The organism is Flavobacterium sp. (assembly GCF_043780635.1).
Classification (GTDB): Bacteria; Bacteroidota; Bacteroidia; order Flavobacteriales; family Flavobacteriaceae; genus Flavobacterium.
The window spans coordinates 1-15,191 of record NZ_JAYWCK010000005.1; the positions used below are offsets into that span (position 1 = coordinate 1).

At 35.6% G+C, this 15,191-nt stretch carries 10 protein-coding genes; 7 read left to right on the plus strand and 3 right to left on the minus strand.

Going from position 1 to position 15,191, the window contains the following annotated elements:
- Together ACH2BV_RS00240 and ACH2BV_RS00245 are read left to right on the plus strand one after the other, a co-directional pair.
- A partial coding sequence (locus ACH2BV_RS00240; RefSeq protein ID WP_395048389.1) for a transporter associated domain-containing protein occupies positions 1–432 on the plus strand: 432 nt, incomplete at its 5' end.
- Positions 433–540: 108 nt separating this feature from the next.
- Entirely contained in the window at positions 541–2,640 is a 2,100-nt protein-coding gene (locus ACH2BV_RS00245; protein WP_395048391.1) for a peptidylprolyl isomerase, read from the plus strand.
- Positions 2,641–2,692: 52 nt separating this feature from the next.
- Here the strand turns inward: ACH2BV_RS00245 and ACH2BV_RS00250 are convergent, their stop codons facing one another.
- Together ACH2BV_RS00250 and ACH2BV_RS00255 are read right to left on the minus strand one after the other, a co-directional pair.
- Entirely contained in the window at positions 2,693–3,607 is a 915-nt protein-coding gene (locus tag ACH2BV_RS00250; RefSeq protein WP_395048393.1) for a GYDIA family GHMP kinase, read from the minus strand.
- 84 nt (positions 3,608–3,691) lie between these two features.
- Positions 3,692–5,038, minus strand: coding sequence for a hydroxymethylglutaryl-CoA reductase, degradative (locus ACH2BV_RS00255; protein WP_395048423.1), 1,347 nt, complete (start codon positions 5,036–5,038; stop codon positions 3,692–3,694).
- A 154-nt stretch (positions 5,039–5,192) separates the two neighbouring features.
- Here ACH2BV_RS00255 and ACH2BV_RS00260 point away from each other — a divergent pair, with 154 nt between their 5' ends.
- Genes ACH2BV_RS00260 through ACH2BV_RS00280 form a run of 5 tightly spaced genes read left to right on the plus strand, consistent with a single transcriptional unit; the run spans position 5,193 to position 12,929 of the window.
- The gene (locus tag ACH2BV_RS00260) at positions 5,193–7,367 is read left to right on the plus strand and encodes a S9 family peptidase (protein ID WP_395048394.1); all 2,175 of its coding nucleotides are present in this window, start codon (positions 5,193–5,195) and stop codon (positions 7,365–7,367) included.
- Between the two features lie 27 nt (positions 7,368–7,394).
- Positions 7,395–9,071: a peptide MFS transporter gene (locus ACH2BV_RS00265; RefSeq protein ID WP_395048396.1), complete on the plus strand. Its 1,677-nt coding sequence runs from the start codon at positions 7,395–7,397 to the stop codon at positions 9,069–9,071.
- Position 9,072: 1 nt separating this feature from the next.
- Positions 9,073–10,584 carry a peptide MFS transporter gene (locus ACH2BV_RS00270; protein ID WP_395048398.1) on the plus strand — a complete coding sequence of 504 codons (1,512 nt, stop codon included), beginning with the start codon at positions 9,073–9,075 and terminating at the stop codon, positions 10,582–10,584.
- 6 nt (positions 10,585–10,590) lie between these two features.
- Complete coding sequence (locus ACH2BV_RS00275; RefSeq protein WP_395048400.1) at positions 10,591–12,396, plus strand: peptide MFS transporter; 1,806 nt, start codon at positions 10,591–10,593, stop codon at positions 12,394–12,396.
- Positions 12,397–12,440: 44 nt separating this feature from the next.
- A complete protein-coding gene (locus ACH2BV_RS00280) occupies positions 12,441–12,929 on the plus strand; it encodes a thioredoxin family protein (RefSeq protein WP_395048401.1) in 489 nt (162 codons plus the stop codon).
- 4 nt (positions 12,930–12,933) lie between these two features.
- On the opposite strand, the gene ACH2BV_RS00285 is transcribed toward ACH2BV_RS00280, so the two are convergent.
- Entirely contained in the window at positions 12,934–14,970 is a 2,037-nt protein-coding gene (locus ACH2BV_RS00285; protein WP_395048403.1) for a ComEC/Rec2 family competence protein, read from the minus strand.
- Between the last annotated feature and the right edge of the window lie 221 nt (positions 14,971–15,191).

Here is a 15,191-nt window from a genome sequence, read left to right on the forward strand (position 1 = left end):
GTGGAATTTGTTCCTGAAACAATTTACATTAAAGATGCCATGGATTTACTTACAAAAAAACGAAAAAGCGTGGCCGTTGTGCTGGACGAATACGGAGGAACCTCTGGATTAATAACTATTGAAGACATTGTCGAAGAGCTTTTTGGCGAAATTGAAGACGAACACGATTCCGACGAAGAATTGACTGAAAAAGAACTGGGAGACGGCGTTTATGTTTTTTCTACTCGATTAGATGTAGAGTATTTGAATCTGATCTACAAGCTCAATATTCCCGAAAGTGATTCATACGGAACACTAGGCGGTTTCATTGTAGATTCTACCAAAGAAATCCCTCAGAAAGGTGATGTAATCACCATTGGAATATACCATTTTATCATCGAAGAAGCCACAAATAAGAAAATAGAATTGGTCAAAATCACAATAAAAGATTGATTTTTTTTGGGAAATCAAAATTTCTTGTAAATTATAGCGCGACTAGTATAATTATTAATTAGATAATTGTATTTTCGCAGACTGAATATAAAAATTAATTACATAAAAATGGCAGTTTTAGCAAAAATTAGACAACGTTCCGCTTTAATGATAGTAGTTATTGCACTAGCATTATTTGCATTTATAGCAGGAGATCTTTTTAAGAAAGGGAATTTTGGTAAAAGTTCAAAAGATGTGGGAAGCATCAATGGAAAAGATATTTCTTTTGAAGAATTTAGAGTAAAAGTAAGTAATGTTGAAAAAAGTCAACAAGGCGTTACTTCAACAGCTGCGTCAAACAGAGTTTGGGACCAAGAGGTTTCTATCGCTTTGTTAACTTCTGAATTTGAAAAATTAGGATTGAGAGTAGGTCCAAAACACATAATGGAAGTTTTGAAATCGGATCAAAACATTGGAAAAAACCCAATATTTTTGAATTCAGCTGGAGTTTTTGACGAAGCAAAATTCAGAGAATATTTCAAATCAAATCCGGAACAGGCTCAATATTTAAAAGACAGAGAAAAGGATGCCGAGCTTAACGCAAAATATCAAATCTATGCTACTTTAATAAAAGCCGGAACCTTTACAACTGATAGTGAAGGAAAATTGAAATATGAAATGGAAGCGAACAAAGTAAACTTTGCTTACGTTGCAGGATTATATTCTACTATAAAAGACAGCGAAGTAAAGGTTTCTGATGATGAGATTGTTACTTTCATGAAAAAGAATGAGAAAAAATACAAAGCAGACGAATCTCGTGAATTAAAATATGTTTTGATTGAAGACAAAGCTTCTCCGGAAGACCAAGCCGAAGTGAAAGATAAAATAAATGGATTGTTGTCAGGAAGTGTGGTTTATAATGCAACTACAAAGAAAAATGATACTTTACCAGGATTTAAAGCAGCAACAAATACCGTTGAATTCGTGAATTCAAATTCAGATGTTCCTTACGATTCAACTTATGTGGCTAAAAAAGATTTACCGGCTGCTGATGCTGATAAATTATACAACTTGGCTCCGGGCGAAATTTATGGTCCTTATGTTTTCGGAAAATACTATTGTCTTTCTAAATCAATGGGTAGAAAAGTAGGAGTGAATGCAAAAGCAAGTCATATCTTGATTAGCTATGAAGGAGCTCAGGTTCCAAATCAAAAAGAAAAAAGAACTAAAGAACAGGCAAAAGCAAAAGCAGAATCTATTTTAGCTCAGGTTAATGCAAATCCGGATAGTTTCATGATGTTGGCTTTTACAAATTCTGACGATCAATCTGCACAACAAGGTGGCGATTTAGGTTATTTTGGTCCAAACCAAATGGTGAAACCATTTAATGATTTTGTTTTCAGCAATCCTATTGGTAAAATTGGATTGGTAGAAACTCCTTTTGGGTTTCATATTATCAAAATAACGGATAAACAAGACGGAATTCGTTTAGCAACCATAGCTCAAAAAATTGAAGCTTCAGAAGCGACTTCAGACAAAGTATTTACAGAAGCTACTAAATTTGAAATTGATGCAACTGAAAAAGATTTTGATAAAGCTGCTGCAGCAATGAAACTTACCATTGCAGCTCCGGTGACTGTAAAAGTAATGGACGAGGCTTTTGGACCATTGGGTAACCAAAGAAATATCGTAAGATGGGCATTTGAAAGCGGAACAGATCTTGGTGCTGTAAAAAGATTTGAGGTGGCTAATTTGGGTCACGTAATTGCAAAAGTTACCAAAGTAAACAAAGAAGGATTAATGGCTGTGGATATGGTAAGATCTTATGTTGAACCAATTCTTAAAAATAAGAAAAAAGCAGAATTGATCAAAGCTAAAATGACAGGAACTTCATTAGAAGCTATTGCAAAAGGTACAGGTGCTCCAGTTCAACAAGCAACAGGCGTAACAATGGAAAATCCAGTTTTAACAGGTGGTGTGGGTCAGGAACCTAAAGTGGTAGGAAATGCATTTGCATTGGCTGCCAACCAACTTTCTGCTCCAATCGAAGGAAACACTGGAGTTTATGTGGTAAAAAATACAAGCGTAGTGAAAGCACCAGTATTGAAAGTTCATACTGCTTATGTAGCTAAATTAAAAGCACAAAGCGCTGGAGATTTTAACAGAGTGATTCCTGCATTAAAAGACCTTGCTAAAATTAAAGACAACAGAAAAGACTTTAATTATTAAATAGAAGTTTTTAATAAATATCAAAAATCCCGAGCAATCGGGATTTTTTGTTTTACAGAATCATTTCGTGATAAGGAATTATGGTCCGAAAACCTTTTTCTTTGAAATATTCTCTTGGATTTTCTTTTGAAACGACCAGTACAAAATCACCACCCCAAGCACCAAGACTTTTTATTACCCCATTAAAATCTGAAAATAAGGATTCTTTCACGGTCTGCATTTCTAGAATGGAACTCATTTCGGCTTCGTGTCTTTCTAATGCCAAGGCAAATTGATTAAGAGTTTTTGCATTTAAAACTTCGAAAGTTATTTTGTTGTTTTCAATAATGTCCTCAGCTAAATCTTTGTTCTTGTTGTTATAATAAGCTGCGATAGAAGCTTTGCTGTTTTGTTTTTTGTCCAAATAAACAAAATAGAGATTTTCGGTGAATTCAGGAGCGAAAATTACTTTTTCGACTATTGGTTTGCCATTATCCAAATGATATAAAATAGGGCTGTTATTTTGAGCGCAGGCAATATCGTATCCGCTACCACCAAAACTATTGTTAAGCAAAACAAAGGCGTCAATCTGTAACCATTGCGCAATATTGTTGATCAAGGTTGATGAGGTTCCCAAACCCCAATTTCTGGGAAATGTAAGGGCTGTAGTAACCTGATATCCTTCGGAGGAATGGATGAAATCAGGATTTAGTAAATGCCCTTCGTGCAGGATTTCTATCAGCGTGTTTCTTATTGACGATTTTCCAGTGATTATTTTATTCGAAATATCCAAAAACGAAAAAGTCTCTTCAAACCAAATGCTGCCATCGGCATCAAAACTGGTCCATTTTATTTCCTGAGGAGTTCCTTTTTCAATAATCAGATTTTGTCCGAATTTGGTTGGCAATGCAAACGCTTTGGCACCATCAAGAACCAAATATTCTCCTGTGATTAGTAGTTTTCCGTTACTGTAAAATTCTTTTCTCATTGTCTTTGCGAGGCACGAAGCAATCTCATTTGTTGCTTTGTCACATTTTTAATTATAATATCAGTGTTAATCTGTGGCCGATTTCTATACTGGTCTTCTTAAAATTTCTATATATTCAACAACAGCACTATGTGAAACCACGTGATGCTTAAAATGTTTCCGAATTAAAACCCGTTCTTCATCGTTGGCTTCAAATTGATTCAGGATATTATTCAAATGCATTTTCATATGTCCGTCCTGAATTCCTGTTGTGGTCAACGAACGCAAAGCGGCAAAATTTTGAGCTAAACCGGCAACTGCCACAAATTGCATCAACTCCTTCGCCGATGGATTTTCCAGCATTTCCAATGATAATTTTACCAAAGGATGCAAAGAAGTTAAGCCTCCAACAGTGCCTAAAGCCAAAGGAACCTCCAGCCAAAAAGTAAAGATGTCATTTTCGATTTTGGCATGTGACAAACTCGAATAACTTCCTTTGCGGGAAGCATAGGCATGAATTCCGGCTTCAACAGCGCGAAAATCATTGCCGGTGGCAAGCACAACCGCATCGATTCCGTTCATAATTCCTTTGTTGTGGGTTACGGCTCGAAAAGGTTCTACTTCGGCTATTTTAACAGCCTGAATGAAGCGCTCGGCAAATACTTTGGGATTCTGAATGTGTTTTTCTACTAAGTCATCCACTAGGCAGGAAACTTCGGCACGCACAATACAGTTGGGAACATAATTCGAGAGAATGCTCATCACAACTTCAATGTCTTTTTCTTCTTCGGAAAATAATTCATACCCTTGCGCTTCTTCTTTCAGTGTTTTGGAAAATTGCTCCAAACACGAATTGATGAAGTTGGCGCCCATCGAATCTTTAGTTTCAAAAGTCGCGTGCAATTGAAAGTAATTGGGCAATAAATTGGTTTTATTTTTTAATACAATATCAAGAATACCGCCACCTCGTTTTTGCATATTTTTGGTAATGCTTTCGGTATTTACAAAAAAATGAGTTTTGGTTTGGGCAAAAAATAGCGCCAGTTTCGATTCATCACCTTTGAAAATAAAGTGAACTTGTCCTATTTTTTCGGTATTAATAACGGTGGTTTTAAATCCACCACGACTGGACCAGAATTTAGCTGCTTTTGATGCTGCGGCAACGACGGAACTTTCCTCAATCGCCATGGGAATACTGCTGTATTTTCCGTTGATCAGAAAATTGGGAGCAACACCAAGCGGAATATAGAAATTACTTATAGTGTTTTCAATGAATTCATCGTGTAATTTCTGTATTTTTTCGTCAGAATTCCAATACTTTTTAAGGATTGAAATTGCCTCTTTAGGACTAGAAAAGTACTCTTTGGCAATCCAGTTTATTTTTTCTTCTTTGGATAATTTAGAAAATCCGGCAACAGCGTTATTCATTCTCAATTGATTATGGGATGATATTTGCAAATATACAGATTTAGCTGTTTTGTTTGCTAATGGAGGATATTCAATATAAGGGTAAGATTGATATTTTTTTTAACATTTAACACTCGAAATGTGAAATTATTGTAAAATTTTCACTAAAATTGACCTCATTTATATTTAATAAAATTCAATGAATTCAAATAAGATTACCTTCTTGCTTTTATTGTTGTTTACAAGTGTCTTTGGACAACAAAAAATTTCTGTCGAAGCCATTTTTAGTGGCGAATATACTGCTAAAAGAATGGACGAATTGCAGTCAATGAAAAATACCAATCAATTTACTGTTTTGAATGCCGATGAAGCATCCGCAAGTATGCAAATTGATTTATTCGATTTCGCAACCTTAAAAAAAGTGACGACCTTAATAGACACTAAAAATCAGTCTAAATTATTAGGCGGAATTGATAGTTACACGTTCAGTTACGACGAAAAAAAGATTTTGATTGCCAACAATACGAATCAGATCTACCGCCATTCTTTTACTGCCGATTATTTTCTTTTTGATATGGTTTCGAAAGAATTAACCAAAATTCTGGAGCAGGTACAGGAACCTACCTTTTCACCTGATGGGAAAAAGATTGGGTACGTCAAGGAAAACAATCTTTTCATTTATGATATAGCTTCAAATACGAATAGCCAAATCACAACGGATGGAAAGAAAAATGCCATAATCAATGGAATCACAGATTGGGTTTATGAAGAAGAATTTTCATTTGTTAGGGCTTTCGATTGGAGCAAGGACAGTAAAAAATTGGGCTTTATTCGTTTTGACGAAAGTCAGGTTCCTGAATTTTCAATGTCCATTTTTGGAAAAAATTTATATCCTAAAATAGAAACGTTCAAATATCCCAAAGCAGGCGAAAAGAACTCTATTGTTTCCCTGCATTTGTACAATGTCGAAACAAAAGTCACAAAAAAAGTAGATTTAAGTCAGTACAATGATTTTTATATTCCAAGAATTGAATGGACAAATGATGCCAATGTATTGTCTGCTAAAATATTGAATCGCCATCAGGATAGTTTGGATTTGCTGTTTGTTGACGGAGCAACAGCTGCAACAAAAGTAGTTCTGAACGAAAAAGACAAAGCCTATATCGATTTTGTGGATACGGATAATTTGACTTTTCTCAAAGACAACAGTTTTATTTGGACTTCCGAAAAAGATGGATTCAACCACATTTACTTGTATGACAAAACCGGAAAACTAAAAAATCAGGTAACCAAAGGCAATTGGGAAGTAACAGAATATTATGGTTTCGACGAGAAAACAAATACTGTTTTTTATCAATCGGTAGAGAATGGTTCTATCAATAGAGATGTTTACAGATGTAGTTTGGATGGAAAATATAAAGTGCGATTGTCACAAAATGTCGGAACAAACGCAGCTACTTTCAGTCCGAATTTTCAATCTTTCATCAACACCTTTTCCAGCACAACACAGCCAACAACCTATAGTTTGAATGAATCTAAAACGGGCAAACAGATTCAGGTTATAGAAAACAATGAAGCATTGGTCACAGAATTAAAAGAATTCAATTTGCCACAAAAAGAATTTTTTGTGATGAAAACGGAAAAAGGCAATGAATTAAATGCGTGGATAATGAAACCGGCAACTTTCGACCCTTCAAAAAAATATCCTGTATTTATGTATCAATATTCAGGTCCCGGCTCACAACAGGTCAATAACGAATGGAATAATAGCGATGATTATTGGTTTATGATGCTCTCCCAGCAGGGATATATTATAGCTTGTGTTGACGGTCGTGGGACAGGTTATAAAGGAGCTGATTTTAAAAAAGTGACCTATCAGCAATTAGGAAAATATGAAGTCGAAGATCAGATTGATGCCGCAAAAGTGATAGGAAACTATCCCTATGTGGATAAATCCAGAATAGGAATTTGGGGTTGGTCTTATGGTGGTTTTATGTCAAGCAACTGTATTTTGAAAGGGAATGACGTTTTCAAAATGGCGATTGCCGTTGCGCCGGTAACCAACTGGCGTTTCTATGACAATGTTTATACCGAAAGATATATGAGAACACCTCAAGAAAACCCTAAAGGCTATGACGATAATTCGCCAATAAATTTCGTTGACAAACTAAAAGGTAAGTTTTTGTTAATTCACGGTTCAGGTGACGACAATGTTCATGTGCAAAATTCAATGCAAATGATGGAAGCCATGATTCAGCAAAACAAACAATTTGACTCGCAAATTTATCCTGACAAAGACCACGGAATTCGTGGCGGAAAAACAAGAATACAATTGTACAATAAAATGACTAATTTTATCAAAAATAATTTATAACACAAACCATTAACCAAAATAATTAATATGAGTGAAGCAGCATTGAAAACAGGACACCCAAAAGGACTTTGGGTATTATTTGGAACAGAAATGTGGGAACGTTTCAATTTCTATGGAATGAGGGCAATTCTTACATTATTCCTAGTGAATTCATTAATGATGAAAGAGGAGGATGCTTCTATAATTTACGGAGGTTTTCTCGGATTGTGTTATTTAACCCCAATGTTGGGTGGTTTTGTTGCTGATCGTTTTTTCGGAAATAGAAATTGTATTTTATTAGGGGGTTTGATGATGGCTATTGGACAATTTATGTTGTTTTGCAGCGCTAGTGTTTTTGGCACCAATATCAGTTTGGCTACTACTTTAATGTGGACCGCCTTAGGAATTATCATTTTTGGAAACGGTTTTTTCAAACCCAACATTTCTAGTATGGTGGGTAGTTTGTATCCAAAACAAGAAAAAAGTAAACTGGATACTGCCTTTACCATTTTCTATATGGGAATTAATTTAGGGGCTTTCTTAGGTCAATTAATATGTCCAATCGTAGGAGATGTGAAGGACGATGCCGGAATTCGGGATATTCACGCGTTCAAATGGGGATTCTTGGCAGCATCAATGGCAATGTTGATTGGAACAGCTGTTTTTTATGTGTTGAAAAATAAATATGTTGTCACTCCTGAAGGAAAACCACTTGGAGGATTACCTTCAAAAAATGAGGCTTCAGATTTTGAAGAAGGGGAATCTCAAAAAGCAGTTTTTTCTCAAAAAGCTTTGGTAATTGCAGGAATTGTATTCTTGACATTAGGTACAATAATTCATTTTGTTTTTGACCAAAATTTAATTTACACCTTGATTTATTCCAGTGGTTTAACATTGGCTGGATTAATTGTTTCGGATACTTCATTGACCAAAGTGGAAAGAGATAGAATTTTTGTGATTTATATTGTAGCTTTCTTCATCATTTTCTTTTGGGCAGCTTTCGAACAAGCTGGTTCCTCACTAACTTTTATCGCCGATAATCAAACTGACAGAAATTTCTTTGGGTGGAATATGCCACCGTCAATGGTTCAGATTTTTAATGGATTATTTGTAGTTGCTTTTGCAATACCATTTAGTATGCTTTGGGATTATTTGAGAAGCAAGGACAGAGAACCTATATCGCCAATGAAACAGGCTTTTGGGTTGGCATTAATTGCTTTGAGTTATTTCATAATTGCTCACAACGTGAAAGATCTAGGAAACAGCGGACTTCTTGCTATTAAATGGTTGATTCTTTTATATTTAATTCAAACTTGTGCCGAGTTGTGTTTGTCACCAATCGGATTGTCATTAGTAGGGAAATTATCTCCAAAACGTTTTTCATCACTATTATACGGCGTTTTCTTTTTGTCTAATGCCTCTGGTTATGCATTGGCAGGAACTTTGGGTTCTATTATGCCGGCAACGGGAGATAAATTTATAAAAGCCAAAGAACTGGGAATTGATTTACAGGGAATTTTGGATAAAAAAATTGTGCCTACAGCCGAACAATTAAAAGTATTAGCGACCAATCAGATTAGTGACCATAATCCAATTTTTGCGGGATTTGAAATTCATAATTTATTTGAATTCTTTATGGTATTTGTGATTTTGACAGGACTTGCGGCCATAATTTTGTTCTCATTGACTCCTTTTTTGAAAAAAATGATGCACGGCATTCGATAATATGGAACAAAAGTTAACAATCGAACAAATACAAAACTTTAAAGGCAAGTACCCCAAGCAATTGTGGTACTTGTTTTTTAGTGAAATGTGGGAACGTTTCAGTTTCTACGGAATGCGCGGAATGTTGGTTATTTTTATGGTCAACCAATTGATGATGAATGATGAGGTGGCCAATTTGCAATATGGAGCGACCCAAGCCTTTGTTTACGCATTTACATTCGTGGGGGGGCTATTTGCCGATAAAATTTTAGGCTACCGAAAATCCCTTTTTTGGGGTGGAATCCTGATGATTGTTGGAAGTGTTATCCTGGCAATTGACCCCAAACAATTCTTTTTTATTGGAATCGGTTTTACGATTATTGGGACAGGTTTTTTCAAACCCAATATTTCCACCATGGTTGGAAAATTATATAAAGATGATGACAATCGTAGAGATGCAGGCTTTTCTTTGTTTTATGCCGGAGTAAATCTTGGTGCATTAATTGGCGGATATTTGTGTATTGCGGTGGCCAACGGAAATATGCTTTCTTCCATAGTTCCCTTACATTTAAGGTGGAATGTGGCCTTCGGATTTGCTTCAATCGTTATGATTATAAGTTTGCTGACATTCGTGCAAACCCAAAAATCATTGGGCGAAATCGGACTTTCTCCATTGTTGGATTTAGAAAGCTCAAAAAAGAAAACCTATGAGTACCTGACCTACATAGGTTCTATACTGGTAATTCCTGTAATTATCTTGTTGGTTTCTAACTCGAAATACACGGATATATTTATGTACATCATTGGGCCTTGTTCTTTGTTGTATTTGCTTTATGAAATGAAAAATTTCTCCCTAAAAGAAAATAAAAAACTAATTGCAGCCTTGGTTTTCATATTGTTCTCTATTGTTTTTTGGGCCTTTTTTGAGCAGAGTGGAGGTTCGTTAAGCCTTTTTGCAGCTAGTAATCTGGAAAATACGGTGCTTGGTATTAAACTTGATCCGAATGGAGTAAACAACTCTGCCAATTCCCTTTTTGTGATTGCATTTGCCGCTTTGGTTGGATTAGTTTGGCTTTGGATGAGTAAAAGAAAAATTGAACCCAACACCGTGGTCAAATTTGGACTAGGATTCTTATTCCTGGCGGGTGGTTTTTGGATATTTTATTATACTAAATTTTTTGCTGATGCGAATGGGATTACTTCCTTAGACTTATTTACTTTCGGTTGGTTTGTCATAACCTTTGGTGAATTATGCTTGTCACCCATAGGAATGTCAATTATGACCAAATTATCGCCTGCGAAATTACAAGCTGTAATGATGGGAATGTGGTTTCTTGCAAGTGCTTATGGTCAATATTTTGCCGGATTATTAGGAGCTAACATTGCAGTAGCATCAGAAAACGCAACCAATGTTGAAAAACTGATGGTCTACGCTGATGGCTACAAACAACTGGCAATTTATGCCTTAATTGCGGGATTACTATTAATAGTAATTTCACCTTGGGTGAAAAAATTAATGCAGGAAGTAAAATAAAAATTTATGTCTGAAAACACCACCGACCAGTTTTTTAAAACTCCCGTTTTAGGACATCCCGCTGGATTATTTATCTTGTTTTTTACCGAAATGTGGGAACGTTTCTCCTTCTACGGAATGCGCTCACTGCTCATTTTATTCCTGACAACATCAACAATTGATGGAGGCTGGGCTTGGACTCGCGAAAATGCATCCTCTCTTTTTGGGTCTTATGTGGGATTAGTGTATTTATCCACAATGCTGGGCGGTTATTTTGCCGATAAAATTATTGGTTATCGTTGGGCAGTGGTTATTGGCGCATGTCTAATGACTTTGGGACACGCATCTATGGCGGTGGAAACGCAGTTTTCTATTTATTTAGGATTGGCTTTATTAGTGTTTGGCAACGGATTCTTTAAACCGAATATGGTTTCCATCATTTCAGAAATGTACAAAGATCGTCCCGAGAAAAAAGACGGAGCCTATACCTTGTTTTATATGGGGGTGAATGCTGGCGCTTTCTTTGGAATATTACTTTGCGGATATCTGGGCGAAAAAGTGGGCTGGAGTTATGGTTTTGGCTTGGCAGGAATTTTTATGTTCTTTGGCATGTTGCAATTTTGGTTGTCCCAAAACATCTTTGGAGATATTGGGCTAAAACCAAACAAAGAAAGTAAAGCTAAAATACAGGCATCAGATACTGATAAAAGAAATCCCTTCACACCTATTCAATTGGGATTAATTGCCTTAATGGTTATGTTGGGATTGCTTTGGATTTTGAACGCTCCGGCATCAAAAATTTCAGGTGGCAAAATTGATGTTTTTGGTTTTCTGGGTGGGAACGGGAATAATATTGCCATTGTTACAGCCTTGATTTTGTTTATTATGTTGCTTATTTACCGATTTACCCAATATTCAAAAACCACTAGAGAAAAATTGATGGCGGTGACTTTTTTTGCCTTTCTAACCATTTTCTTTTGGGCAATATTCGAACAATCACCAAACAGTTTGACCATTTTTGCTTCCGATTATACCAATCGGGTTTTAGAAGGAAATTGGAGTATGACTTTTTTAGTGGTAAATTCCTTAATTACGATTTTGCCATTGGCTATTATCACTTGGGTGTTATCCTTATTGTTCAGACAAACTTTTAAAACATATACTTTGGCGGCGGTTATCTTAAGCAGCAGTTTCGTGATTATCTGGACAATTGCCTTTTGGATGTTGGCCAAAGATTATTACACCGCAGGCTATTTGACATTATCCGATGGTACTTTAGAATTTTTAAAAATCGAGAAAGTGACGGTGCCATTGACCGAGGTTCCTGCAACATGGTTTTCGACTCTGAACTCCTTATTTATTATTTCTCTTGCTCCTTTATTTTCGAAATGGTGGGAAAGTAAATACAATCCTTCAGCAAATTTCAAATACGGAATCGGAATGTCCTTGCTCGCTTTGGGAATGGCTTGTATCGCTTTTGGGGCAAACGGAATAGAAGCTGGAGCCAAAACGGCTTCTGTGAGTATGATTTGGCTAATCTTGGTTTATCTTTTTCATACGATGGCAGAATTGTGCATCTCTCCTGTAGGATTGTCTTATGTGAGTAAATTGGTTCCGGCCAGAATGATTGCATTTATGTTTGGAGTTTGGTATCTTGCGGTTGCAATTGGAATGAAAGGTGCAGGAATGTTTGGAGAAAATATTGATAAAATAGCTGACGAACACGGACTGAGCTACTTTTTCTGGATGCTGACGCTAATTTCTATCACGGTGGGGGTATTCGCCATAGTGATGGCTCCGGTTGTCAAAAAATTAATGCACGGTGTGAGATAATGGCACTGTTTTTGAAAATGAAAAATAAATCTAAAACCAATAAAATGAAGAAGACACTTATAATTTTAGTATTATTATTAGGTTCTTTTGCGATTCACGCACAAGAATCAAGCGGTGGCAAAAAGGCGAAGGAATTAGTTTGGCAAACCGATATTAATAAAGCCATCTCAATCTCCAATAAGTCCAAAAAACCAATGCTTTTGTTTTTCACAGGAAGCGATTGGTGTGGTTGGTGTATTCGTTTGCAAAAAGAAGTATTGTTAACGCCAGAATTCGCAAAATGGGCTAAAGATAATGTTGTCTTGGTCGAATTGGATTTCCCGAGAAGAACACCGCAATCAGAACAAATTAAAGCTCAAAATAATGGGATGCAACAAGCATTCGGAATTCAGGGATTTCCTACTATATATTTTGCTACGGCAAAGATAAAAGAGGGAAAACCAAGTTTTACCGGTATCGGTAGTACGGGTTATGTTGCTGGCGGACCTACTGCTTGGCTCGCTGTAGCTGATGGAATTCTGAAAACTAAATAATTTTTCATTCCAATCTATAAAATCCCTTTTCGCCAGTAGCGTGAAAAGGGATTTTCTCTTTGATACAAGTTGCTTCCCATAGTTTTTGAATCGTTCTGTAATTCGAAGCATCAGCCACAACCATTTTGGGTTTGATGGTTTGTAAAAAACGGTCGAGGTTTATCTTTGGCGATTGGGTTAATATAACAATATCTGGACTAATATTTTTTGGATATACACTTAAACTATCCAAAATCAGTATTTTCTTTTCTTTAATATAAAGTACATTTTCAAGTTTTTTTCTAACTTTTAAATGACTAAAATTCCCCATCAAATAAGCGGAAAGAGTTTTGTTTTTCAAGCCTTTTTTCAAAAGACTGTCATTAGCATATAAAATAACATTTTCTCCATTTCGTTCTGCAATTTGAGTGTTTTTCTTTGAATTGAAAACAACTAATTCTCGTTGGTTTTGTATTTTCCAATGCGTTTCAAAATATGCGAATTGGTAAATAATTGTCGCAATTAATACTAATGTCAATCTGTTGAAACTAGGTTTTTTGAACCAAATAATCGTTGCAATAATTAGCAAATAAACAGTCAACAACAACTGCCAGTTGAACGGAATCTCCTGAATGATGAATTGCTCTAACGAGGCAATCGAATTAATGATTTTATTCAGGATAAAAATGCTCCATTCCAATGATTTGACAAGAAATAGTGGAACATAATCGAAAGCTGCCAAGACCATTACTAAAACGCCCAATGCCATGATTACACTCAAAAACGGAATAATAACTAGATTAGTTACAAAAAACAATCCCGGAAACTGATGAAAATAATAAATACTCAAAGGGAAAGCACCTATTTGTGCCGCAAAGGAAACCGTGAGAATTTCCCAAAAGTAATTAATGATTTTATTTTTTGGCTTCCAAAGTTGGGCCAATAAAGGCTGTAGCCAAAGTATAAAAAACAAAGCAACATAACTCAATTGAAAACCTACATCAAACAAAAATGAAGGTTCAAAGAGTAAAATGAGCAACATAGAAACCAGCAAAGTATGAAAAATATTGGAGCTTCTTCGCAAATACATTCCAATGGCAACAAACGAAAACATTGTAACTGATCGAAGTACTGATGGTGCCAAACCGGCAATCAAACCAAATGAAGCCAAGGAAGCCAGGATAATAATCAACTTGATAAACGAACCGCGTTGTGTGTTAGGAAAAGGTTTCAAAAGAAACGTGACAAACAACAAAATAAACCCAATATGCAATCCCGAAACGGATAAAATATGCACCGCACCGGCAAATTGATAATCCCTTATAATCTCGGGCGAAATATCCTGTTGTTGACCTAAAATTAAGGCAATGGCAACATTGAGTTCGGCCTTGTTGAAATTGTTTTTCTCTAAGTTCCGAATGATTTTGCTTCGCAATCTCGAAGTGTAATACCAGACATCTTTTTGGATGAGGTTGCCTATTTTGATATCCGAAACATCAGTATAAATCTGGGCATAGATTTGTTTGCCTTCAAGGTATTTGCCGTAGTCAAATTGGTTGGGATTTTTTGCCGGACCGCTTTCGTATAAACTCCCCTTGATTTGTAAATGAGTTCCTATTTCGAATGAATGGTTCAGACTATCTTTTCGAACATTCAGAAGGATTCTTCCCGTTTTAATTGAATCGTCAATTTGGTTGACAAGGACGATGTAACGGTCATTATAATTTGAACTTCGCAGCTTTTCCCGAAGAGTAACTGCAACTAAATGTGGTTTCTCAAAAATGTCACTCTTGTGTATATAATTGCTTTTCTGAAAAGAATTGGTATGGATGATTTGAGTTGTTGTGCCAATCCCAAATGCCAGAAAGTAACTGGTCCACCCAAAATAAATGGGAATTATCACGTTGCTTTTCGATACAAAATAAGCAATTGTAAAAGCACAAAAGGCGAAGATAAGCAAGGCAAATAAAAGCTGTGGTTGTGGTTGAAAATTATAAGCAAGTAGAATGCCTAGCACAAACCCAATTGTTATTCTCGCTAAAGGGAATTGCAATACTTTCATCTTGATAAATGTACACCTTTTTTTACATAAAATAACTTTAAGTGTTTATTAAAGAGGGAATTTTCTTAAAATACAGTAAAATAATAAATAAAATTTATGAGAAATTAATTACAAGTAATTGATTTAAATAGATATATTTGTAAGAAAAGAGAACTTTTTTAATTATCGTTTGTTTTTTTATCATTAAATATTTTAGAAAAACCATTTTTGGTTTTCATCAG

Bases quoted from the DNA above. Each gene is read 5' to 3' on its own strand.
- ACH2BV_RS00270 (WP_395048398.1), top strand. From the start codon at position 9,073: ATGGAACAAAAGTTAACAATCGAACAAATACAAAACTTTAAAGGCAAG.
- ACH2BV_RS00275 (WP_395048400.1), top strand. From the start codon at position 10,591: ATGTCTGAAAACACCACCGACCAGTTTTTTAAAACTCCCGTTTTAGGA.
- ACH2BV_RS00260 (WP_395048394.1), top strand. From the start codon at position 5,193: ATGAATTCAAATAAGATTACCTTCTTGCTTTTATTGTTGTTTACAAGT.
- ACH2BV_RS00245 (WP_395048391.1), top strand. From the start codon at position 541: ATGGCAGTTTTAGCAAAAATTAGACAACGTTCCGCTTTAATGATAGTA.
- ACH2BV_RS00265 (WP_395048396.1), top strand. From the start codon at position 7,395: ATGAGTGAAGCAGCATTGAAAACAGGACACCCAAAAGGACTTTGGGTA.
- ACH2BV_RS00250 (WP_395048393.1), bottom strand. From the start codon at position 3,607: ATGAGAAAAGAATTTTACAGTAACGGAAAACTACTAATCACAGGAGAA.
- ACH2BV_RS00285 (WP_395048403.1), bottom strand. From the start codon at position 14,970: ATGAAAGTATTGCAATTCCCTTTAGCGAGAATAACAATTGGGTTTGTG.
- ACH2BV_RS00280 (WP_395048401.1), top strand. From the start codon at position 12,441: ATGAAGAAGACACTTATAATTTTAGTATTATTATTAGGTTCTTTTGCG.